Below are 22,406 nucleotides of genomic sequence, written 5' to 3' on the forward strand. Positions count from 1 at the left end.
AGAATTTAAGGCTTCGGAAGCGGGGCGAACTGACCGCCTGGCACCGCCGAAGCGATCGGGCTTTCATTGCCATCTGCTGCCACTGCACTGACGCCGAACAACCAGTCGTCCGCGCGCACACCCGGCAGGCTTGCTTTGACGTCCGAGGTTTCGAGCAACCGCGTCTCCCACATCGGCGCATCGGTACGGCGCTGCCACAGCACATAGCGCGCTGCCCCCGCCACAGGCTGCCACGCGATGTCCGTGCTCGCCTGCACTGCGCCCTTGACGACGGGAACTGGCGGCATTGGTGTCCGTGCCAGCTTCGCCAGCGCGCGCACGTTCAGTCGCGTCACCTTGGCGAGGTAGGGAAAGTCCATTTCGTCGATAGTATCTCCGAACTTCACGCCGCCCTCGGTGCGCAGGTCCTGATGCTGGTGTTCGTAATCCTCGACCGCCACGGTGAAGCGGATCGCGGGGTAGCCCTTGTCCGAGAACGGCAACTGATCACCGCCACGGCCGAGCCGATCAGCGCGCCAGATCTGGCGCACGGCAAGCCCGGCGGCGTCCCTCTCGGCAAGCTTGGCAACCCAGCGGGAGATGTTGCGCGACGGGCTGTCATTCTCACCGCCATAGCGGCGCATCTGGGCGCGCAGGGCATCGGTGGCATCGGCGCGCGGGCCTTCGGACAGGACGCGAACGTGCGCGTCGTCCTTGTAACCGTCTGATCCGGTCGAGCCGCCGACGATATCGTTGTTGAGCACTCCCTTCACCGTCCAGCCCTGCTGTGCCGCATAATCGGCAAGCAGCTTGCCGCCGAGCAATCCCTGCTCTTCACCGGAAAGCACAGCGTAGACGATGGTGGTCGGAAACTTCTCCCTCGACAGCACCCGCGCGGCCTCGATCACCAGGGCGGTGCCCGAGCCGTCATCGTTCGCGCCCGGCGCATCCTTCGTCGCATCGAGCACGTCCGATACGCGACTGTCGATGTGGCCCTGCACGATCACGACCTCGTTGGGGCGTTCCGCGCCGCGCTGGATCGCTACCACATCGACAAGGCGCGTCGGCACCGGCACCCGATCGCCGCTTACCACCGTTTCCGGCAGCACGATCTCCAGGCAGTTGCCGCAGGCGGCCGTGCTCTTGCGAAACTCCGCTTCGGCCCATTTGCGCGCCGCACCGATCCCCCGCTTCGGGTCGGTCTGCGAAGACAGCGTGTGGCGCGTGCCGAAGCCGACCAGCTTTTCGACATCGGCGCGAAGCCGTGCCTCGGAGATGGCGTCCTCGGGCGCGGCCAGGGCGGCGGTCGAACAAAGCAACGGAGCCAGGTAAAGCGCGTATCTCATCCTGCCGAGACTAGCGCCAAGGCCGGCAACGCCAAGGCCCCTTGCAAAAAGGGTGGCAGTTGCCTGCCACCCCCTTCGATCAGTAAGCCCGTGCGATCAGGATCTTCTCGATCGCCGGCTCGCCCGTGAACGGGCACATCCCGTCCGGCTTTGCAGCATCCAGCGGCGTGTTGCGGATCGTCAGCTTGAGCGCCTTGAGCTGCTCGACCACCTTGTCAAGCGCCGCGCCGGTAGGCTTGCTCCAGCCCATTTCCACCCAACCGGGGTACTTGTTGCCCTCGGCGAAGTAGGTCTTCAGGCCGTCAAGGTCGGTCACGTCACGCACGATCTGCGCATCGCGGCGTTGGCGCGCTTCTTCGTAGAGCGAATTCTGTATAGCCTCGAGTTCCGCTGCAGCCGAGGCAATGAAGTCGTCCTTGGCCTGCCCGATGAAGTTGGGCTTGGCATCCTCGCGCCACAGCCTGTCGCGACGCAGCGCCGAAACCTGCCCGCCTTCGGCATCGCGGCCGCCGATCTCGAGGATCAGCGGCACGCCGCGCTTCACCCAGGCCCAGCGCTTCTGCGTGGCCTTGCCCGGACGCTTGTCGAGCAGGACGCGCACGCGCTCGCCAAAGGCGCTCTGCTTGGCCAAGGCCTTGCGGATGTCTTCGCAGTACGCCAGCAGCGCCTCGTCGCCGTCGTTGTCGCGCAGCATCGGCAGGATCACGATCTGCTGGGGCGCCACCTGAGGCGGCACGCGAAGGCCGTCGTCGTCGCCGTGGGTCATGATCACGCCACCGATCAGGCGCGTCGAAACGCCCCACGATGTGGTGTGCGCCAGCGCTTGCTGGCCTTCCTTGTCCTGATAACGGATGCCCGCAGCCTGGGCGAATGTGGTGCCAAGGTAATGCGAAGTGCCGGCCTGAAGCGCCTTGCCGTCCTGCATCATGGCTTCGATCGAGAAAGTCTCGACCGCGCCGGGGAAGCGTTCGTTCTCGGGCTTGGGCCCAGCGATCACCGGCATCGCCAGCGGGCCTTCGGCAAAGGCGCGATACATTTCGAGAGCGCGCAGCGTCTCGTTCATCGCATCGGCTTCGTCGGCGTGCGCGGTGTGGCCTTCCTGCCAGAGGAACTCGCTGGTGCGCAGGAACATGCGGGTGCGCATTTCCCAGCGCACGACGTTCGCCCACTGGTTGACCATCAGCGGCAGGTCGCGCCACGACTGGACCCAGCGCGCCATTGCCGCACCGATCACCGTTTCCGAGGTCGGGCGAACGACCAGCGGCTCTTCCAGCTTGGCCTCGGGATCGGGCGTCAGTCCGCCCTTGCCGTCAGAGATCAGGCGGTGGTGGGTGACGACCGCCATCTCCTTGGCAAAGCCTTCGACGTGCTCGGCTTCCTTGGCGAAGTAGGACAGCGGGATGAACAGCGGGAAGTAGCAGTTCTCGACGCCCGCTTCCTTGATCTCCGCGTCCATCAGCTTCTGGATGCGCTCCCAGATGCCATAGCCCCACGGCTTGATCACCATGCAGCCGCGCACGCCGGATTCCTCGGCAAGCTCGGCCTCCGAAATCACGGCCTGATACCATTGGGCGAAGTCGTCAGCGCGCTTGACGTTGAGCGCGTGCTTGATTGCGGGCTTGTTCATGAGGGCGCGTTAAAGCGCAAAAGCGCTTCCCGCAATGCCGTCATAGGCATCACGGGAAGGAAAGCTGCTTACTTGGAAAGCTCGTCGAGCTTCTTCTGCATGTCTGCCATCTGCTTGCGCAGGACATCAAGGTCATCGCCTTCGGCAGCAGGAGCAGTCTCGTCCTTGGCCGTCGCGCCCGGAACGAAGGCGGCGGCCGCAGCCTTGAACATTTCCATGTTGCGCTGCGCGATCTGGGCGAGCGGATTGGCGCCGATGCTTTCCTCGATCGCCTTGCGCATCTTGGCCTGGTTCTCGCGGAAGTGCTCCATCGAAGCTTCCAGATAGCCCGGCAGGAATGCCTGCATCGAATTGCCGTACATCGAGATCAGCTGTCGCAGGAAATTGGTCGGCAGCATCTGCTCGCCGGCGGATTCCTCCTCCATGATGATCTGCGTCAGGATCGCGTGCGTCAGATCCGCACCCGTCTTGGCATCGATCACCTGAAAGTCGACATTGTCCTTAACCATCTGTGCAAGATGGTCGAGCGTGATGTAGCTTGAGGTACTGGTATTGTAGAGGCGACGGTTTGCGTACTTCTTGATTATAACCGTGCCGCTGGACTTGGATTCACTGGCCATGGTTTGGGCCCCCACTGCGACGTGCCGATAGTATTAGCATGTGCAGCATGTGCGGCGCAACAAATCTTAACAACCCCCGTCAGAATCCATTTTGGCGAGAGAAGCGCTTGCCCATCAGAGTCAGCAATTCGTACTGCGAAAGCCCGCTTTGTGCGGCTGCGTCCGGAAGCCGGTAGTCCGCCGTTAACCAGTCGCCCTCGTGGCAATCGGGCATTTCCGCCAGATCGACGATCGTCAGGTCCATCGACACCCGCCCCAAGACCTGCGCCTTTCGTCCCTGCCAAAGAAACGTGCCGATGCCGGACCAGCATCGCAGGTATCCGTCAGCATAACCGAGTGAAATGATCCCGATCCGCATCGCGCGATCGGCGGTGAACAGTGCATTGTATCCCACCCGGTCACCCGCCTGCAGCGTGCGAGTCTGCAACAGCGCCGCTTCGGGCCGAACCACCGGGCGGATGTGCGGCACCAGTTCGGACCGGGCAATGCCGCCATAAAGGGCGAGGCCGGGCCGCGTCAGATCGGCATGATAGGCCTCGCCAAGCGCAATGCCCGCGCTGTTGGCGAGGCTGTAACGCCGGGCTGGAATGCTGCGGCGGACCGCATCGAACAGCCGCAGCTGCGATTCGTTCTGCGGGACGTCTTCGTCCGCACTCGCCAGATGGCTCATGCACAGGTCGATCTGGAGCGCGCCGATTTCGGGATCGCCAAGGCAGTCAGGCGGCACGCCGAGACGGTTCATCCCGGTATCGACCATCAGGTGGCAAGGACCTCCTCCGCCACTGCTCCAACGCCGCGCCTGCTCCATGCTGTTGATGACAGGGCGGACACCTGTTGCTCGGGCAAATTCGCTTTCCTCGCAGGTCAACGGTCCATGCAGGACTGCAATGGATGCGGCAGGCACAAGAGGCAGAATCTCTGCCGCTTCTGTCCAATGCGCCACGAAGAAGGTGTCACATCCCGCCGCAGCAAGCACCGGAACAACCCGCGCCGCACCCACGCCATAAGCATCGGCTTTCACCGCAGCCCCGGCGCGCGCCCGGCCGGACAGGGCATCGAGCGCGCGCCAGTTGGCGGCGAGCGCCTCGGCATCGAAGCCGAGGCGGAGCGTCGGGGCTGGCGGGGCAGGAAAGGTGATGTCAGTCGTCCGTGAAATCAGCGGGCAGTCCTGGCTTCAAGCCCCACAGCGAGACCAGAAACGCAACGAGGACGATTACCCAAGTGTACCACAAGCCAGCGTAGGGATCGCCGGTCCGGGCGACGATGTAGCTTGAAATCAGTGGCAGGAAACCCCCGAAATACCCGGTGCCCAGATGATAGGGGATCGACATCGAACTATAACGTATCCGCGGCGGGAACATCTCGGAAAGCAGCGCGGCGACAGGGCCATACGTCGCGCCCGACATGGCCATGAGCAGCAGCAGCGCGCCGAGGATCAGGGCAAGGCGCAGCGGCGAAGGCTTCACCTTGGCAAAATCATAGCCGAAGAGTGCCAGTTCGGTCTGGAGCGCCTGCGCCCGGACGGACGCCTTTTCTGTCCATGGATAGTTTGCCAGAGTCAGCACCTGGCCCCCGACAGTTACGGCGAAGTTGCCCTTCTGCTTCAGAGAGTAGGAAATCCCGGAAGCCGACAGATCGGACAGGAGCTTGCCGCACTTGCTCGCCTGCTCGCCCTTGAATGGACTGTAATCGCACTCTGCTCCGGAAACGACGACAGGATTTCTTTGCGCGGCCGCAGCAAGCTCGGGATTGGCTGCGGAACCCAGAAGCCAGAACGTGGGGAACAGCAACAGGAGCGTGAGCGCATATCCGATCACGATGGGCTTCTTGCGCCCGATCCGGTCCGAAAGTGCGCCTGCCATCAGGTAGAACATCATGCCGATCGCGCCGCCGATGCCGACGATGATCTCGGCCCAGGTATCGTCAAGCCGCATGGCAGACTTGAGGAACGCGAGGCTCGAGAACATCGCGGTGTACCAGATCACGGTCAGCCCAGCAGCGATGCCGAACAGCGCGATGAAGATCCGGCGCTTGTTGCCCGGATAGGTAAAGCTCTCGACAAAGGGATTGCTTGCGAGCTCACCCTGTTCCTTCATCGCCTTGAAAACCGGGCTTTCCGACAGCTTCAGGCGCATCCACAACGACACCGCCAGAAGAGCGAGGCTGACCAGGAATGGCACGCGCCAGCCCCACGTATTCCAAACCGCCTCGCTCATCACGCTCTTGCTGGTCAGGACCACGATGAGGCTCAGCACGAAACCGCCGACCACGCTCGCCTGGATATAGCTGGTGTAGTAACCCCGCCGTCCGCCGGGCGCATGTTCCGCCACGTAGACCGCAGCGCCGCCGTATTCGCCGCCGAGCGCAAGGCCCTGCAAAATCCGCAGAAGAATGACGATGGCGGGCGCGACAAGACCGATGCTGTCAGCCGAGGGAATAAGGCCAACACCTGCCGTCGCGATGCCCATGAGCGTTACGGTAACGAGGAACGTGTACTTCCGGCCGAGCTTGTCGCCCAGGAAACCGAACAGCACAGCGCCCAGAGGACGAAAGCCGAAGCCCACAGCAAACCCTGCCCATACCAGCAGCAACTGAAGCGTTGCGTTGTCGGACGGGAAGAACGTCTTGCCGATGATCGCGGCAAGTGTGCCGTAGATGAAGAAATCATACCATTCGAACACGGTACCCGCTGAACTTGCGGCGATGACGAGCCGGATGTCGGAAGCGCTCGGCTCCACGGCTCCCCCGTGCTTCATGGTATCTGGCACTCGATTTCCCCCGCGTCACTCTTATCGAACGGTGCTGTAGCCAAGCGGCATCGCCTGCGGCAAGCCCCGCATTCGATCAGGGGCAGACTTGCTCTGGCAGAGCGTCCAGCGCAGCATCCCACGCCAGCAGGATCGCTGCATGCCGGGCGGGATAGGCGAGCGCCGGTTCCAGCAGACCAACGCCCGGCCACGCGGGCAGCTTGCCCTCTCCCGCCAACCATGTCGCCAGAGAGGCGCGTGCCATCGCAATGTCAGATCGCGAGCAGCCAAAGGCATGCTCGGCAAACACTGCGGCCGCAGCCTGACCCACGGCGCAGGCGTGGGGGCGAACGCCGATTGTTTGAATTGCGCCCGCAGCGTCGGTGCCGAGCGAAAGCTCGATCGAGCTACCACAACTGCGTGACCGCGCCGCGCCGTGATACGGCGCATCCGACACCCACGGATATCGGGCCAAGGCCATGGCCTGCCCGAGGACTTCGGGCGTGTAGAGCCCGCGCCCGGACATCCTATTCGCCCAGCAATTGCTTGCGCGCCTTGCGCTTGGCAACCTCACGTGCCTGATCGGCGGCCTGTTCACGACGCTCGGAGATCAGTGTCAGCAATTCTTCACTGGCAGCATTGAGGAAGGGATAGGCGCGCGATTGCACGATCCACTGCGGCCGCCCGTCCTCGCCCCAGACCAGATCATAGCCGAAGACGATGATCGAATAGCCCAATACGACGATGATGAAGCCCTTGACGGCTCCGAACCCGAATCCAAGCACGCGATCAATCGGTCCGATCGCCGAATCCCGACTGGCCGAGCCCATCCGACGGGCAATCATGCGGGTCAGAAAATAAGGGAGCAGCAGCAACAGGAAGAAGGCGAGGACCCCAGCCCCGGTCTCGGTCGGTAAATGTCCTGCCAGCCAAATCGTCAGCGGTGCGTGGAAATAATGCACTGCCAGCAAGGCAATGCACCAAGCGGCCAGTGAAAGCACTTCCTCGATGAAGCCACGCATGAATCCGCCGACGGCACCGATGCCGAGGAAGATCAGAACGACATAATCAAGACCGGTCATTGTGCCGGGAACCTATGAGGCGCCCATTATGCGGTCAATGAGATTTGGCAGCAGCTTGAGCGGAGAGTAGCGCAGGCCGTCGACCTTTTCGGCGCCAGCTTCGGGTCCGCAGCCGAGGCTGAAGCCCAGTTTGGCCGCTTCGCGCAGGCGGACGGGCGTGTGAGCCACCGGTCGGACTTCGCCAGCCAGCGAAACTTCCCCGAACCAGATCGAAGCGGCAGGCAGCGGACGGTCCGACAAGGCCGAGATCAGGGCTGCGGCTACGGCAAGATCGGCGGCAGGGTCGGTCAGGCGGTAACCGCCGGCGACATTGAGATAGACTTCCGCGGTGGAGAAACTGAGCCCGCATCGAGCCTCGAGCACCGCCAGCAACATGGCAAGTCGGCCGCTGTCCCACCCGACCACGGCGCGCCGCGGGGTGGCCCCGCTCGCCAGCCTGACTGTCAGCGCCTGAATTTCGACCAGAACGGGCCTGGTGCCTTCGAGGGCCGGGAACACGGCGCTGCCAGCAACCTGATCCTCGTGCCCCGAAAGGAACAGCATCGAGGGATTGCCGACTTCTTCGAGCCCTGCCCCGGCCATGGCGAAGACGCCGATCTCGTCCACAGCGCCGAAGCGGTTCTTGATCGCGCGAAGGATGCGGTACTGGTGGCTGCGCTCCCCTTCGAAGCTCATGACCACGTCGACCATATGTTCGAGCACGCGGGGGCCGGCGATCGAGCCATCCTTGGTCACGTGGCCGACCAACACCAGCGAGACGCCGGTTTCCTTGGCATAACGGATAAGTTCGAACGCGCAGCCGCGGACCTGGCTGACCGTCCCGGGCGCACCTTCGATCTGGTCGGAATGCATCGTCTGGATCGAATCGATCACCAGCAGCGATGGCGGGTTCATCGAGCCAAGCGTGGTCAGGATATCTCGCACTGACGTCGCCGAAGCCAACTGGATTGGTGCTTTGCCGAGGCCGAGGCGGTCAGCCCGCAGGCGAACCTGGTCCGACGCTTCTTCGCCGCTGATATAGACAGCCTCGCCGCCTGCCATCGCGATCTTCGCCGCGGCCTGGAGGAGCAAGGTCGACTTGCCGATGCCGGGATCACCGCCCATCAGCACAGCACAACCGGGAACGAGCCCGCCGCCCAGCGCCCGGTCGAACTCGGCAATGCCAGTGGATCGCCGCACGGGAAGCGCGACGGGCGCATCAAGCGGAACGAACGCAACGCGGCGTCCCCCGCTCGACAAGTCATGCTTGGCCGAGAAGATCGTTTCCGGAGCTTCTTCCGTCAGCGTATTCCATTCGCTGCAATCGACACATTGCCCCTGCCAGCGGGTGGTGACGCTGCCACAGGCCTGGCAGACGAAGCGACGTTTGGGTTTGGCCATGCCATGCGATTACCAGAACATAGGCGGAACGCAAGCGCATCCCCGCCATTTCCGTAGCACTTTGCTAACCACGATGTAGGGCAGCATCCTTAACGGCAGATCAGGTATGTCCCTTAGCCATGGCCGCGCCGTCCGATCATTTTCTTGGTATCCAGCCCAAGATGTACCGCCACTTTGCGGTCATCACCGTTGCCCTGTCGACCGTCATCGCCGTGTTCGCGAACGGCGATGCGCAAGAGGCGATGGCGCAGGCCGACAACCATGCCGAGCGCCAGGCCGCCAAGGTGCGGAGCGGCAAGGCCAAGCTGGTCGATAACCGCTCAAGCCAGCGAAGATCGTCGTCTGGACAGGGTGGCTACACCGGTCAATTCGGCGCACCCATGGATGGCAGCGGGGGATCAGGCGGCAACAGCGGTATCATTCCCGAAGGAATGACGACCGGGCCGAGCGCAATCATCATAGAAGTTGACCAGGCGGCGCTCGCCCGAATGACGCCCGCACAACGCGCGGCCTATCTGCGCAAGCTTGAGGAAGAACGGAAGAAGCGCCTGGAACAAGGGCAGATAACGCCGACGCCCGAGCAGATCAGCGCACTTGCGGCGCAATCGGCGCTACGATCCGGCTCGGATGCTGTCGATTAGGGAATGGTGCCCCTGGCCCGACTCGAACGGGCACGTATTTCTACAAACGATTTTGAGTCGTTCGCGTCTACCATTCCGCCACAGGGGCACTGGACGGCACCGGCCTTAGCCAGCGCCGTCCCGAAAGGTCAAGCGTTACGGAGCGCGCCGGCAAGAAGCTTGTGGAGCTTCGAGTGCAGCGCATCGTTACCGGCGAGAATCGTCTCGTCGCAGATCGGCTGCGAGCGGCCCTTGTAATCGGACACGAAACCGCCAGCTTCGCGCACGAGCAGGCACCCAGCTGCCGTATCCCAGGGATAGAGACCGGATTCCCAGAACCCGTCAAAACGGCCTGCGGCGACCCAGGCAAGATCGAGCGAGGCGACGCCGAAGCGGCGGATGCCGGCAATGCGGGGGCCGAGTTCGCTGTAGATGCGAATCCATTCGCCCATGTCGCCCCGACCGGAGAACGGGATGCCGGTGGCGATCAGCGCCTCGTCGAGATGACGGCGTGCCGAAACGCGCAGGCGGCGGTCCTGCAACCATGTGCCTTGCGACTTTTCGGCCCAGAAGCTCTCGTCGGTGATCGGCTGATAGACCAGCGCAGCGGTGACTTCGCCCCAGCCCTTCCCGTCCAGCGTCGGTTCCTGCACGGCGATCGAGATCGCGAAGTGCGGAATGCCGTGGAGGAAATTGCTGGTGCCGTCGAGCGGATCGATGATGAAGCGCGGCTTGCCCGGCTCACCGGCGATCTCGCCACCTTCTTCCATGAGGAAGCCCCAGCCCGGACGCGCTGCACGGAGTTCATCCCACAGCGTGCGTTCGGAGTGCTGGTCTGCCTTGGAGACGAAGTCTGCCGGGCCCTTCTTGCTGACCTGAAGATGCTCGATCTCGCCGAAGTCGCGGCGGAGGCGGCCACCCGCCTTGCGCGCCGCGCGCTCCATCACGCGCATCAGGCCGGAAATGGCTGCCATCGATCAGTTCGCCTTGCCGACGTAGCTGCGCTCATACACGTCGACGACGATGCGCGTGCCGCTTTCGATATGCGGCGGCACCATCACGCGCACGCCATTGTCGAGGATGGCGGGCTTGTACGACGAAGAGGCGGTCTGGCCCTTCACCACGGCGTCGGCTTCGACGATGGTGGCTTCGACCTGTTCCGGCAGCTGCACCGAAATCGGGCGCTCGTCATACATTTCGAGGAGCACGGTCATGCCATCCTGCAGGAACGCGGCGGCATCGCCGAGCAGGTCCTTGGGCAGGTTGATCTGGTCGTAGGTTTCGACGTCCATGAACACCAGGTCCTCGCCCTCGGCGTAGAGGAACTGGAAGTCCTTGGTGTCGAGACGGACGCGCTCGACAGTGTCGGCGCTGCGGAAGCGGACGTTGGTCTTGCGGCCGTCGATGAGGTTCTTCATCTCGACCTGCATGAAGGCGCCGCCCTTGCCGGGCTGGGTATGCTGGGTCTTTGCGACCTTCCAGATGCCCTTTTCGTATTCCAGGATATTGCCCGGACGGATGTCCACGCCGCTGATCTTCATGATGGAAAGAGCCTTACCGTGAGTAGGGAAGCGCGGCCCTTAGCGGTTCAGGCCCAAAGCTTCAAGCGCGATTGCCCAACGCGGCCGCCACGTGCTAGCGCAGGGGCATGAAGCGCATGGTTGTTTTCGCAGTCGGAGTTCTCGGTCTTGCCGGCGTTGCCCAAGCGGTGCCGGGTGGCAGGCTCATGGTCCTGCCCAAGGGCGGCTGGACTTGCGAAGTGCCGGGCGATGCTGCGGTGATGCCGGTCGTGAAGCCTGAACTGGGGTTCGAAACGATCCCGGATTCGAGCTACATCGCGCCAGATGGCTCACGCGGGACCTATCTGCGCCTGGCAGACAAGGTGACGATGACGAGCGGCGTGTTCGCCGGCCGCCGGTTCCAGATGGACGGCGAGGAAATCATGCGCGAACTGGCGACGGACGACAAGCCGTTGAACCTGCGTTGCGTCCACGCCGGGCCGGTCAACCTTTCGGCCTCAGGCTAATCCTACCGCGCTGTCACGGCGCATGCGCCAGTAGGCGTAGGCGATGATACCGCCGAACGCGATCACACCAAACGGCAGCGCCGCCGGGAAATCCTCGACCACGGCCAAGGCATCCGGATTGTCGGTCGCCGCGACGATTGCGGCGTAGGCAATGTTGAACAGGCTATCGCCGACGATCAGGCCGGTGGCGGTAAGGACTCCCATGCGCTCGGCAAATTCGGGCGCGGACTGACGCGCGGCCCAGCCATTGTAAAGGTGGCCGAGGACCGCGCCGACGATGACCATGATCGTTACCGAAGTTGGCAAATACATGCCCATGCCGACGGCAAGCGGCGGGAGCGAGCGGTTGCCGTTACGCTTCAGGATCTCGTCGACGAAGATAACGCCCACGCCGATCGCTGCGCCGAGACCGACGAGGTTCCAATCGAGATTGCCGCCCAGTACGCCTTGGGCAATGGCGGAGATCAACGAGGCCTGCGGGGCCGAAAGCGCGTTCTCGCCTGCGCCGGGCGCTCCTTGGAAGCCGAAAGTGGAGTTGAGCAAGTCGAGGATCGGCGGGATCACTAGCGCGCCGAACAGCACACCCAGGACGAGAGCGACCTGCTGACGCCACGGCGTTGCCCCGACGAGCTGGCCGGTCTTGAGGTCCTGAAGGTTGTCGTTCGAGATCGTTGCGACGCCGAACACGATGGCGGTGACGAACAGTGCGAAGGCGACGAGCGCCTTGGTGTCGTCCTCGCCCAGCCCGCGCCCGAACAGCCCGAGCAGAAGGAGCGAGATGCCGAGCGCGGCGAGGATGCCGACGCCGGAGATCGGACTGTTGGATGCGCCGATCAGGCCGGCCATGTAACCGCACACTGATGCGATGATGATGCCGGCGACAAGGACATAGAGCACCGACGCGACCAGCGACAGGCCAAGAGCGCCAGCAACCGGGCCTCCGGTAGCAAAGTCTGCCAGCAGCAAGGCAATCGGGATCATCGCCGCAAGTATGGTGCCGCCGACGATGCCGATGGGAATGTCTCGCTCGGTCAGGTCGAGGCTGTCCATCCCGGCTCCGCTGCGGGCGCGATTGGCAGCGATGGCCGCCGTCACGCCCTTCACGATCGGGCCGATCACCCGGAGCAGGGTCCAGATCGCCGCGACGCCGATCGTGCCCGCGCCGATGAAGCGGATCTTCTGGCGGAACACGGTGCCAACGAAATCGGCAAGCTCGGTGCCGGCTGGCACTCCGCCTTCAGTAAGTTGTGGGAGCAGGATGCCGAAACTGATGACGATGCCGACGAGCATGGCGATACCCACAGCGAGGCCGACAAGATGACCAACGCCGACGAGTGCAAGCGACAGTCCGCCAGTCAACATCGAACCGCCGGTGCCGACCTTGAACGCGCCGCCCACTTCTTCAACCGCCAGCTTCATCTTGGCGAGCAAGGGGTAGAGCGCAGCTAGAAGGCCGCCCGCGGTTACTGCAGCAAGGCCCTTCCGGTTCTCTTCCGCACCACCAACCCCTGCCCCAACCTTGAGAACTTCAGCAGCGGCGACACCTTCGGGATAGGGAAGGTCGGAGCCGGTCACCAGAGCGCGACGCAGCGGCACGGAATACATCACGCCAAGGATACCGCCGACGGCAATGACCGCGACCGACTCCCAGTAAGGGAAGTCCGCCCACCATCCGACCATGACGAGGCCGGGCAGCACGAACACGATTGCAGACAGCGTGCCTGCCGAACTGGCGATCGTCTGGACAATGTTGTTTTCCTGGATCGTCGCGCCCGAAAACGCGCGCAGAACCGCCATGGAGATGACAGCCGCCGGGATCGATGTCGCGAAAGTCAGGCCGATGCGCAAGCCAAGGTAGACGTTGGCGGCCGTGAACACGATCGTCAGGATCGCGCCCAGCACCACGCCGCGAATTGTCAGTTCCCTTGGGGCCATGCCGCTCATTTCTGCTCCATCCGGTGTAAACGGTGGACTGTCTTGCACGACGAAGCACGCATGGGAAGCGGCATCAGCTTACAAACGAAACCTTCGTCGCGCCCGTTACCATCTGTGCAAGCCGCGCTGCGTCCCAGTTCGTCAGGCGCACGCAGCCATGACTTTCGGCGCGTCCAATGGTCTGTGGCTCGGGCGTTCCATGGATGCCGTAGTGTTCCTTGGAAAGGTCGATCCATACCACACCGACGGGGCCATTCGGGCCGGGCGGCAGGAGATGTTCGCCCTTGCTGTCGGGCACGTCCCAGAACAGGCTGGCGTCATAGGAGAACTCGGGGTTGTAGGATTTTCCGTTGATCTTCCAGTCGCCGAGCGGCAGCGGATCGTGGGATGATCCGGTGGTGACGGTGAAGACGGCCACCAGCTTCTCGGACTTGTCGTAAGCTTCAAGGATTCCCTTGGACTTGCTGACGACGATGCGGGCCGCTTCGGGCTGGGCGTCGCTTACACCCAGGTTCGCCAGTGTCGAGAGCCAGCCCTTGTTGTCGACCTTGTCTGGATCGATCCGGTCGCCGCCAATGTTGGGCACGCGAAGCTGCATTCCGGCGCGATACGCTTCGACCGGGGGCGTGTCGGCCGTTGGCGGATTGCGGGTCTGCCGTTCCTTCATGGCGGCTTCTCGCGCTGCGGCAACTTGTGCCAGAGAGGGGTTCAATCCGCGCAGAACCTCGGGCGTAGTATGAAAGCGCTCGGCAAGCTTCTCCTCCAGCGAGGTGTAGCCCATTGCCGGAAGCTTGGCCTGCTGCGCCGGGTCTTTCGGCAGCGGTTCGTAGTGGCCTGCTGCAAACTCTTCGGGAATCGTGACGACGCGTGTTGCGGCAATGTTCGACCAGCGCGACAGCGCCTTCATCGTCACATCGTCAAACTTGCCGGTAACGGGCAGGCCGTTGGCCTTCTGGAAGCCGCTCACGGCATTCGTGGTTGATAGGCCGGTCTTGCCGTCGATGATGCCGGCAGAGAACCCGAGCCGTTCCAACACCACTTGCGCCTGCATCACCGGGCGCGCCGCGTCTTCCTGCTGAGGCGGCTGCCCCGGCGCAGGATCATTTGACGCCATCGGCACCGTGAACGCGGGTGCGCTTGCCACGGTCTCGCTGGGGGTTGGCTCAGGCTTGTTCGAATTGCAGGCGCTGAGGCCCACCACGCCGAGAATAAGGAAAGACGATGCGGCTAGATTGAAACGGGACATTGGCGCTCCGGAGACATTGCCTCTCCAGAACCCCCTGCCCTCGCCGCCGGTTCCGTCAGGAGTCCTCGTTCAGTCGCGGATTTGCGCGGATTGCGTCAAAGAAGGCCGCCACATTGGCCGCCTCGTCGCCACTCCACACGGCATTGCTGACGGCCAGAAAGTCGGCGCCGGCCTGGATCAGCGGCGCGCAGTTCTGCGGCGTGATGCCCCCGATCGCAACGCAGGGCAGTTCAAAGATCGACTGCCACCATTCAAGCAGGTCCAGCCCCGCGACGTGCTTGGTGTCCTTGGTGCTGGACGGGAAGAAGGCGCCGAACGCAACGTAGTCGGCCCCCGCCTCGCCTGCATCCATGGCGAGGTGGCGGCTGTCATGACAGGTAACGCCGATCTGCGCGTTGCGGCCAAGACGGTCACGCGCGTCCTTAACGTCGCCATCGTCCTGCCCGAGGTGCACGCCATCGGCGCCAAGGCGCCTGGCCAGGCTGATCGAATCGTTGACGATGAAGGCGACCTCGCGGTCCGCGCAGATGCGCTGAAGCGGTTCGGCAAGACGCGCAGCCTCATGCTCGTCCACGCCCTTCACCCGGAACTGGAATGCTGCCACGGGCCCTGCATCGAGCGCGCGGGCGAGCCGTTCGGGAAAGGTGCCTGCAACATCGAGCGGCGAGATCAGGTAGAGTTCGGAGGAAAGCTTTGCCATGCCGGGCGCCTTATCGGTAAGCCGCCGCCGCTGCAACTTCGGTTCCGGAACGGTTCATCCGGCGAGAGCATTGTCGAGGGATGACCAAAGCCTTCCTTGCCCTCATCCCGGCGGTTGCTCTTGCCGCTTGTGCAACAACCACGAAACCCGAACGCACTGATGGCCACGCGATGGTTGGCCAGACAACGCTTGTCGGTGCTGACAAGGTGCGTGTCGATTCGCTGATTGAAGACAGCCGCTGCCCGATGAATGCGCGCTGCGTGTGGGCCGGTCGCGTGATTGTCGAAGCAACGCTGCAACGCGGCGGCATGTTCGAGACCAGACGTTTCACGCTGGGTGAGCCGAGTGAAGGTATCATGCTCGATAGAGTCGAGCCCGGGCGCCTTGCCGGCAAGAAGCTCAAGCCGTCGGACTACCTGTTCCACTTCAGCGTCGCGCAATAACCCCGCACAATAAAACACCCCGCCCCGGCTGTGCCGGTGACGGGGTGGCCTTTCCGTCCTCTCAAACGGGGATCAGGCGGCGACGAGAGTCTTCTGCGTCGAACCCGTGTAGATTTCGTCGATTGCCGCGGCCAGCGAGGCATCGAATTCCGCATCGGTCATCTGGTGACGCAGGTCTTCGAGCAGGGCGCGGCTGAAGCTGGCGATGATGCCGGTATTCTTGGCCAGCTCGACGCAAGCCTCGGGACGCTTGTAGCCACCCGACAGGGCGACGACACGCAGAACCTTCGGATGGTTGACCAGCGGGTCAAACGTGCACGGCACGATCGGCAGCGAAAGCTTGAGCATGACCTGCACACCGTCTGCCAGCGCGTCGAGGTTCTTGAGGGTTTCCTCGAGCAGGATCGCGTCGCACTCGGCGCGGGTCTCGCTCTTGATGTTCACTTCGGGCTCGATGATCGGCATCATGCCGTGGCTGAGGACCTGCTTGCCGACTTCGAACTGCTGCGCCACCACGGCCGCAATGCCTTCACGGTTGGCCGAGTTGATTACCGAACGTTCCTTGGTGCCATAGACACCCATCGCCTTCGAACGGGCCAGCAGATCGTCCAGCGTCGGCATCGGCTTCATCAGCTGAACGCCATTGGCTTCGTCTTCCAGACCCTTGTCGATCTTGATGAAGGGGACCACGCCCTTCTCGATCAGCGCCTGTGGGACAGGCTTGCCATCAACCTTGCCATCCATCGTACGCTCGAACAGGATGGCGCCGATGACCTTTTCGCCGGAGAATGCGTCCGAACGGATGATGCGGGCGCGCATTTCGTGGATCAGGCCGAACATTTCCTCTTCCGAGGCCCACGCACCCTCTTCGATGCCATAGCCCTTGAGAGCCTTCGGCGTCGAACCGCCCGACTGGTCAAGTGCGGCAATGAAGCCGTTGCCGGAGGCCATCTTCGCGGTCATTTCGGTCGTGTTCATCTGCGGGTCCTGTTCTGCGCAGAAACGGCGGAATTCCGTCTCCGCATACCTATGCGTAAAAGCGCTTTTGAAAGACGCTCCCGAAATTCGAAGAGCGTCTGAAAGGGCGCATACCTATGCGGATATGCGCCATAAAGGAGCGCGTGCCGCAGTGCAACACGCGCTCCTGAATTTTTTAGCCTTCGAGGGCTGCCACGCCCGGCAGTTCCTTGCCTTCCATCCATTCGAGGAAGGCACCGCCCGCCGTCGAAATGTAGGTGAAATCGGCAGCAACGCCCGCGTGGTTGAGCGCGGCGACGGTGTCGCCACCGCCCGCCACCGAAACCAGCGAACCTTCCTTGGTCAGGGCAGCGGCCGTCTTTGCCAGGGCGACCGTGGCCGCATCGAACGGTTCGGTCTCGAAAGCACCCATCGGGCCGTTCCACACCAAAGTACGGCAGGTCTTCAGCGCATCGCCCAAAGCTTCGACCGCTGCTGGCCCCACGTCGAGGATCATCTCGTCCTCGGCGACCTCATGGACGTTGCAGGTGCGCAAGCTGGGCGGATTGGCTGCAAATTCCTTGGACACGACCACATCGTAAGGCAGGTGCACGGTGCAGCCGGCCTTGTCGGCATTGTCGAGGATTTCCTCGGCGGTTGCCTTGAGATCATGCTCGCACAGAGACTTGCCAACGTTGACGCCACGCGCCGCTAGGAACGTGTTAGCCATGCCGCCACCGATGATCAGGTGATCGACCTTGGTCACAAGATGCTTTAGCACGTCGAGCTTGGTCGAGACCTTTGCGCCGCCGACAACCGCCGCGACCGGACGTTCCGGCTCGCCCAGAGCCTTCTGCAAGGCTTTGAGTTCGGCCTCCATCGCGCGGCCAGCGAAGGCTGGCAGCACATGGGCGAGACCCTCGGTCGACGCATGTGCGCGGTGGGCGGCCGAGAAGGCGTCGTTGACGTAGATATCGCCGAGGCTGGCGAAGCGCTCGATCACGGCCGGATCGTTCTTTTCCTCGCCGCCAAAGAAGCGGGTGTTTTCGAGCACCGCGATGGCGCCCGGTGCCAATGCCGCAACCGCAGCCTTGTCGCCTTCCCAGTCAATATAACTGACGGGACGGCCAAGCACGTGCGAGAGCGGTGCAGCGAGCTTCTTCAGCGAGAACTCTTCCGAAGGCTGCCCCTTGGGACGGCCGAAATGGGCCAGAACCAGAACCTTGGCCCCCTTGTCCGACAGTTCGTTCAGAGTCGCGACGGTAGCACGTAGGCGGGTGTCATCGGAAACGGCGCCGTCGGCCATCGGCACGTTGAGGTCTTCTCGCACGAGCACGGTCTTGCCGGTCAGGTCGCCGATATCGTCCAGAGTCTTGAAGCTCATTCCTCGATCCTCACTTCGTCGCCGATCGCGATTTCGCCATCGGTCAGCACCCGGCCGAGCACCCCGCCGCGCCAGTCTGGCATCAGCGCGAGTTTCAGGCCGGGCAGGATTTGGTCCATGCGGCTGCACGGGTCGCATTCGCAGGTGGTCTCGATCCGCAGGCTCTTGCCGATGGCGATGATCTTGCCCGCCTCGCGGGGCAAGCGGATACCGTGGACCAGCAGGTTTGCCCGGCGGACGTGCCACGGCAAATCATGATCTGGCGCAGGGCGTAGTTCTGCGACAGCAGCAGCCCAGCTTTCCGCCTCGATAAGCGAAATCTGTCTGCGGCCGGATTTGCCGGGGCGCACCGCACCGCGCAAGTCGCCACGGACCCCAAGCTCGCGGGTAACCGAAACGTGATCGAGCGTCTCAATGGCCCCGCGCGGCCGATCATGCCGTGCAATGCCTCCGAGACGCCCGCTCACTTCAGCGTACCTTAGAGAAACTTCGCCATCGCGCCCGCAGTGTCGAGCATGCGGTTGGAGAAGCCCCACTCGTTGTCGTACCACGACAGGACGCGGACCAGCTTGCCCTCGAGCACGGCGGTCTCGAGGCTGTCGATGGTCGACGAATGCGGGTCGTGGTTGAAGTCGATCGAGACCAGCGGCTCTTCGGTGTAGCCGAGCACGCCCTTCAGCGCGCCTTCGGCCGCAGCCTTGAGCAGGCCGTTGACTTCTTCAACGGTCGTGTCGCGCTTGGGCGTGAAGGTCAGGTCGACGACCGAGACGTTCGGGGTCGGCACGCGGATCGACGATCCATCGAGCTTGCCCTTGAGGTCGGGCAGAACTTCCCCGACGGCAACGGCAGCGCCGGTGCTGGTCGGGATCATGTTCATCGCAGCGGCGCGGGCGCGGCGCGGATCCTTGTGGATCTGGTCAAGGATCTTCTGGTCGTTGGTGTACGAGTGGATCGTGGTCATCAGGCCACGCTCGATCCCGATCGATTCATGCAAGACCTTGGCCATCGGCGCGAGGCAATTGGTGGTGCATGAAGCGTTCGAGACGATCAGGTGATCACCCGTCAGCTTGTCGTGGTTCACGCCGAAGACGACAGTGAGATCGACACCCTTGGCCGGAGCCGAGATGAGCACGCGCTTGGCGCCTGCATCGAGGTGCTTCTGGCCGCCCGCACGGTCGGTAAAGAAGCCGGTGCATTCCAGCGCAATGTCGATGCCATTGGCGGCGTGCGGCAGGTTGGCCGGATCCTTTTCGGCCGTGACCTGGATGCGCTTGCCGTCAACGATCAGGTCATTGCCATCGACCGAAACTTCGCCCGCGAATGCGCCGTGGACGCTGTCGCGCTTGAACAGCAGGGCGTTCGCCTTGGCATCGGCCAGGTCGTTGATCGAGACCAGCTCAAGGCCGCAATCGGGCCGTTCGAGGATGGCGCGGGCGACGTTACGCCCGATGCGTCCGAAACCGTTGATTGCAACCTTGATCGCCATGTCAGGTATCTCCTGTTTGAATTACGAAACCCGCGAGAGGATCTGCGGGACAATCTTTTCGGCGGTGAGGCCGAAGTGATCATAAAGGGCGTCGATCGGAGCCGATGCGCCGAACGTGTCGATGCCGATCGACAGCCCATCGCCGACATACTTCTGCCAGCCCAGGGTTACGCCAGCCTCGATCGAGACCTTGAGCGCGTCGGCTGGCAGCAGGTCTGCCTTGTAGGCCGCGTCCTGCTCGTCGAACAGTTCCCAGCACGGAACCGAGACGACGTCGGCGCCAAGGCCCTTCTCTTCAAGCGCTGCAGCGACCTTCATCGCCACTTCCACTTCGGAGCCGGTTGCCAGAAGCACGACCTTGCGGGCCGAGGACGACGCGACGAGACGGTAGGCGCCCCTGGCGCTCTTCATCTCGGCGTCGAAACGGACTGGTGGCAGGTTCTGGCGAGTGAGCGCGAGGACCGACGGACGGTCCTTGTTGGCCAGAGCGAGCGCCCAGGCTTCCGCTGTTTCGATGGCGTCGGCCGGGCGGAACACCAGCAGGTTCGGGATCATGCGCAGGGACATGACATGCTCGACCGGCTGATGGGTCGGGCCGTCTTCGCCAAGGCCGATCGAATCGTGGGTGAACACGTAGATCGCACGGACATGCTGCAGGGCCGACATGCGCACGGCATTGCGGCAATAGTCGGAGAAAACCAGGAAGGTGCCACCGTAGGGGATGATCCCGCCGTGCAGCGCCATGCCATTCATCGCGGCGGCCATGCCGAATTCGCGGATGCCGTAGTAGACATACCGCCCGTCATAGCTTTCCGGCGTGAACGGTGCGGTCGACTTGGTCTTGGTGTTGTTCGAACCGGTAAGGTCGGCCGAACCACCCACCATCTCGGGCACGTTGGCGGTGAACGCTTCCAGTGCCATTTCGCTCGACTTGCGGGTCGCAACCTTGGGCGGCGTGGCGATCAGCGACTGGATGTAGGCATCGAAACCGGTTTCGGCCGGAAGGTCGCCATCCATGCGGCGAGCGAGTTCGGCAGCCTGCGGGTTGGCAGCGGCGCGCTTTTCCCACTCGGCGCGAGCGGCCTTGCCGGCTTCCGAAGACGAGCGCCAGTTGGCGAGAATGTCAGCCGGGATTTCGAACGGAGCCGAAGTCCAGCCCAGATATTCGCGCGCAGCGGCGATTTCGTCAGCGCCAAGCGGCGCGCCATGGACGTTGTGGCCACCCTGTTTGTTCGGCGCGCCCTTGCCGATCACCGTGCGGCAGGCGACCAGCGACGGACGCGGATCGGCCTTGGCCTCGGCCAGAGCGCGAGCGATATCGGCGAAGTCATGACCGTCGCACGACGTCACGTGCCAGCCCGACGCGGTGTAGCGGCCGAGAATGTCCTCGGTGGTCGAAAGCGAGGTATCGCCGTCGATGGTGATCTTGTTGTCGTCCCATAGGACGTTGAGGCGCCCGAGCTTGAGCGTTCCGGCAAGGCCCACGGCTTCATGGTTGATGCCTTCCATCAGGCACCCGTCGCCGGCGACAACCCAGGTGTGGTGATCGACCAGGTCGTCACCGAACTGCGCGTTGAGGTGACGCTCGGCCATGGCGAAGCCGACGGCCATGGCAAGGCCCTGACCCAGCGGGCCGGTGGTGCATTCCACGCCCGGGATCAGGAAGTTCTCGGGGTGACCGGCGCAGACGCTGTCGATCTGGCGGAACTTGCGGATGTCTTCCATCGTCGGGCTTTCGTAGCCCGTCAGGTGAAGCAGCGCATAGATCAGCATCGAGCCGTGGCCGGCCGACAGGATGAATCGGTCACGGTCGGACCACTTGGGCGCCGCAGGATCATGCTTCAGGAACTGCGTCCACAGCACCGTTGCCACGTCGGCCATGCCCATGGGCATGCCGGGGTGACCGGAATTGGCTGCCTGAACCGCGTCCATGGCAAGCGCACGGATCGCGTTGGCCATGGGAGCCAGCGCGGTGGAATCGCGTGTCATGCTGAAAAAGCCCTTCCCTGCGAGCGGCCGAACGGCTGTGGCCGCATGAATCCGGTGATTCGGAGCGGGGTCTCTTTGGTCACCATGGGGCCGAGGGTCAAGGCTGGCGCGGCGGCTTCTTTATTGCAGGTGCACAATATGAGCTTCTGCGCCCGACTTTCCCCGGCGCAGACGTGCCACGGTGTTGCGCGCCCTTGCGATTGTGCTAGCGTGCCATGCCATGGCGACGGAAGCACTCGGCGCCGCTCTGGACCGGCTTGAGCAGGCGCTCGCGCGGGTCGAAGGAGCGGTCGCGCAACAGGGAACCCCAGGGGCTGCAGCGGGCGAGGAGCTGGCGCTGCTCAAGGTCCGTCATCGGCGCCTGAAGGACACGGTCGCCCAGGAATTGCGCCAGCTCGATCTGCTGCTGGCAGGCCTGCCGAAATGAGCCTCCGAACATGAGCCCCCTGGCATGAGCAACGTCAGCCTTCCGATCGGCGGCCGGAACTTCGCCGTCTCCTGCGCCGATGGCGAGGAAGCCCACATCGAGATGCTTGGTCGCATGGTCGACGAGCGCGCCCGCAAGATTGGCGGCCAGCAAAGCGAGACGCGGATGCTGCTGTTCGCGGCATTGATGATGGCAGACGAGTTGCACGAAGCGCACAAGGTTGCCCCTGCCCCTGATGCAGCACCGGCAATCGCGCCCGCTCCTGCGCAGATCGATAGCGCCGAAATTGACCCTGCCTTGGTCGATCGGGTCAACGCACTGGCAGAACGCATCGAAAAACTCGCTGCCGCCCTTGAGCAAGGGCCGGTCAGCGCCTAACTAGGGCGTGACGGGATCTGCCCGGCACGAGCCG

At 63.4% G+C, this 22,406-nt stretch carries 23 protein-coding genes and 1 tRNA gene; 5 read left to right on the forward strand and 19 right to left on the reverse strand.

The features are described 5' to 3' along the window. Positions 1–5 precede the first annotated feature (5 nt). The 8 genes from ACZ1JY_RS03040 to radA form a co-directional block, all read right to left on the reverse strand. On the reverse strand, positions 6–1,325 hold the full coding sequence (locus ACZ1JY_RS03040) for a M28 family peptidase (protein WP_465130320.1): 1,320 nt from the start codon (positions 1,323–1,325) through the stop codon (positions 6–8). 79 nt (positions 1,326–1,404) lie between these two features. Beyond that, positions 1,405–2,952 carry a proline--tRNA ligase gene (gene proS / locus ACZ1JY_RS03045; protein WP_118073895.1) on the reverse strand — a complete coding sequence of 516 codons (1,548 nt, stop codon included), beginning with the start codon at positions 2,950–2,952 and terminating at the stop codon, positions 1,405–1,407. Positions 2,953–3,020: 68 nt separating this feature from the next. Next, positions 3,021–3,572 (reverse strand): polyhydroxyalkanoate synthesis repressor PhaR, encoded by a 552-nt coding sequence (phaR, locus tag ACZ1JY_RS03050; RefSeq protein ID WP_118073894.1) that lies wholly within the window; start codon positions 3,570–3,572, stop codon positions 3,021–3,023. 79 nt (positions 3,573–3,651) lie between these two features. After that, positions 3,652–4,710 carry an alanine racemase gene (gene alr / locus ACZ1JY_RS03055; RefSeq protein WP_465130942.1) on the reverse strand — a complete coding sequence of 353 codons (1,059 nt, stop codon included), beginning with the start codon at positions 4,708–4,710 and terminating at the stop codon, positions 3,652–3,654. A gap of 1 nt (position 4,711) precedes the next feature. Continuing rightward, positions 4,712–6,328 (reverse strand): MFS transporter, encoded by a 1,617-nt coding sequence (locus ACZ1JY_RS03060; protein ID WP_465130943.1) that lies wholly within the window; start codon positions 6,326–6,328, stop codon positions 4,712–4,714. Positions 6,329–6,416: 88 nt separating this feature from the next. Further along, positions 6,417–6,845, reverse strand: a complete 429-nt coding sequence (locus ACZ1JY_RS03065) for an iron-sulfur cluster assembly scaffold protein (RefSeq protein WP_465130321.1) — start codon at positions 6,843–6,845, stop codon at positions 6,417–6,419. Position 6,846: 1 nt separating this feature from the next. Beyond that, positions 6,847–7,401 (reverse strand): CvpA family protein, encoded by a 555-nt coding sequence (locus ACZ1JY_RS03070; RefSeq protein ID WP_465130322.1) that lies wholly within the window; start codon positions 7,399–7,401, stop codon positions 6,847–6,849. Positions 7,402–7,413: 12 nt separating this feature from the next. Further along, positions 7,414–8,781, reverse strand: a complete 1,368-nt coding sequence (gene radA / locus ACZ1JY_RS03075) for a DNA repair protein RadA (RefSeq protein ID WP_465130323.1) — start codon at positions 8,779–8,781, stop codon at positions 7,414–7,416. A gap of 119 nt (positions 8,782–8,900) precedes the next feature. On the opposite strand from radA, the gene ACZ1JY_RS03080 reads away from it, so the two are divergent. After that, complete coding sequence (locus ACZ1JY_RS03080) at positions 8,901–9,422, forward strand: hypothetical protein (protein WP_465130324.1); 522 nt, start codon at positions 8,901–8,903, stop codon at positions 9,420–9,422. Positions 9,423–9,426: 4 nt separating this feature from the next. Here ACZ1JY_RS03080 and ACZ1JY_RS03085 read toward each other — a convergent pair. From ACZ1JY_RS03085 to efp, 3 genes are all read right to left on the reverse strand, one after another. Beyond that, positions 9,427–9,510, reverse strand: a tRNA-Leu gene (locus ACZ1JY_RS03085). 40 nt (positions 9,511–9,550) lie between these two features. After that, positions 9,551–10,375, reverse strand: a complete 825-nt coding sequence (locus tag ACZ1JY_RS03090; RefSeq protein ID WP_118073889.1) for an inositol monophosphatase family protein — start codon at positions 10,373–10,375, stop codon at positions 9,551–9,553. A gap of 3 nt (positions 10,376–10,378) precedes the next feature. Next, positions 10,379–10,942 (reverse strand): elongation factor P, encoded by a 564-nt coding sequence (gene efp, locus ACZ1JY_RS03095; RefSeq protein ID WP_039332301.1) that lies wholly within the window; start codon positions 10,940–10,942, stop codon positions 10,379–10,381. Between the two features lie 107 nt (positions 10,943–11,049). Between efp and ACZ1JY_RS03100 the strand changes: the two genes are divergently transcribed. After that, the gene (locus ACZ1JY_RS03100) at positions 11,050–11,427 is read left to right on the forward strand and encodes a hypothetical protein (RefSeq protein ID WP_206065541.1); all 378 of its coding nucleotides are present in this window, start codon (positions 11,050–11,052) and stop codon (positions 11,425–11,427) included. On the opposite strand, the gene ACZ1JY_RS03105 is transcribed toward ACZ1JY_RS03100, so the two are convergent. From ACZ1JY_RS03105 to thiE, 3 genes are all read right to left on the reverse strand, one after another. Continuing rightward, positions 11,419–13,371 carry an OPT family oligopeptide transporter gene (locus ACZ1JY_RS03105; protein WP_465130325.1) on the reverse strand — a complete coding sequence of 651 codons (1,953 nt, stop codon included), beginning with the start codon at positions 13,369–13,371 and terminating at the stop codon, positions 11,419–11,421. The genes ACZ1JY_RS03100 and ACZ1JY_RS03105 overlap by 9 nt on opposite strands. 64 nt (positions 13,372–13,435) lie before the next feature. Then, positions 13,436–14,608 (reverse strand): L,D-transpeptidase family protein, encoded by a 1,173-nt coding sequence (locus tag ACZ1JY_RS03110; protein WP_465130326.1) that lies wholly within the window; start codon positions 14,606–14,608, stop codon positions 13,436–13,438. A 55-nt stretch (positions 14,609–14,663) separates the two neighbouring features. Next, entirely contained in the window at positions 14,664–15,308 is a 645-nt protein-coding gene (gene thiE / locus ACZ1JY_RS03115) for a thiamine phosphate synthase (protein ID WP_118073886.1), read from the reverse strand. Positions 15,309–15,388: 80 nt separating this feature from the next. On the opposite strand from thiE, the gene ACZ1JY_RS03120 reads away from it, so the two are divergent. After that, on the forward strand, positions 15,389–15,751 hold the full coding sequence (locus ACZ1JY_RS03120; RefSeq protein ID WP_118073885.1) for a hypothetical protein: 363 nt from the start codon (positions 15,389–15,391) through the stop codon (positions 15,749–15,751). Positions 15,752–15,823: 72 nt separating this feature from the next. On the opposite strand, the gene ACZ1JY_RS03125 is transcribed toward ACZ1JY_RS03120, so the two are convergent. The 5 genes from ACZ1JY_RS03125 to tkt all read right to left on the reverse strand — a co-directional run bounded on the left by ACZ1JY_RS03125 (position 15,824) and on the right by tkt (position 21,567). Next, entirely contained in the window at positions 15,824–16,729 is a 906-nt protein-coding gene (locus tag ACZ1JY_RS03125) for a fructose bisphosphate aldolase (protein WP_465130327.1), read from the reverse strand. 175 nt (positions 16,730–16,904) lie between these two features. Then, positions 16,905–18,092: a phosphoglycerate kinase gene (locus ACZ1JY_RS03130; RefSeq protein ID WP_168903354.1), complete on the reverse strand. Its 1,188-nt coding sequence runs from the start codon at positions 18,090–18,092 to the stop codon at positions 16,905–16,907. Continuing rightward, a complete protein-coding gene (locus ACZ1JY_RS03135; protein WP_465130328.1) occupies positions 18,089–18,559 on the reverse strand; it encodes an MOSC domain-containing protein in 471 nt (156 codons plus the stop codon). Before ACZ1JY_RS03135 ends, ACZ1JY_RS03130 begins: the two co-directional genes overlap by 4 nt. 11 nt (positions 18,560–18,570) lie before the next feature. Next, a complete protein-coding gene (gene gap / locus ACZ1JY_RS03140; protein WP_168903356.1) occupies positions 18,571–19,578 on the reverse strand; it encodes a type I glyceraldehyde-3-phosphate dehydrogenase in 1,008 nt (335 codons plus the stop codon). Between the two features lie 21 nt (positions 19,579–19,599). Continuing rightward, positions 19,600–21,567 (reverse strand): transketolase, encoded by a 1,968-nt coding sequence (gene tkt / locus ACZ1JY_RS03145; RefSeq protein WP_465130329.1) that lies wholly within the window; start codon positions 21,565–21,567, stop codon positions 19,600–19,602. Positions 21,568–21,787: 220 nt separating this feature from the next. Here tkt and ACZ1JY_RS03150 point away from each other — a divergent pair, with 220 nt between their 5' ends. Then, a complete protein-coding gene (locus tag ACZ1JY_RS03150; protein WP_162896051.1) occupies positions 21,788–21,994 on the forward strand; it encodes a hypothetical protein in 207 nt (68 codons plus the stop codon). 24 nt (positions 21,995–22,018) lie between these two features. Continuing rightward, positions 22,019–22,372 carry a cell division protein ZapA gene (locus ACZ1JY_RS03155; RefSeq protein ID WP_118073878.1) on the forward strand — a complete coding sequence of 118 codons (354 nt, stop codon included), beginning with the start codon at positions 22,019–22,021 and terminating at the stop codon, positions 22,370–22,372. Positions 22,373–22,406 lie beyond the last annotated feature (34 nt).

The organism is Novosphingobium sp. BL-A-41-Hi4B-X5A (assembly GCF_055521705.1).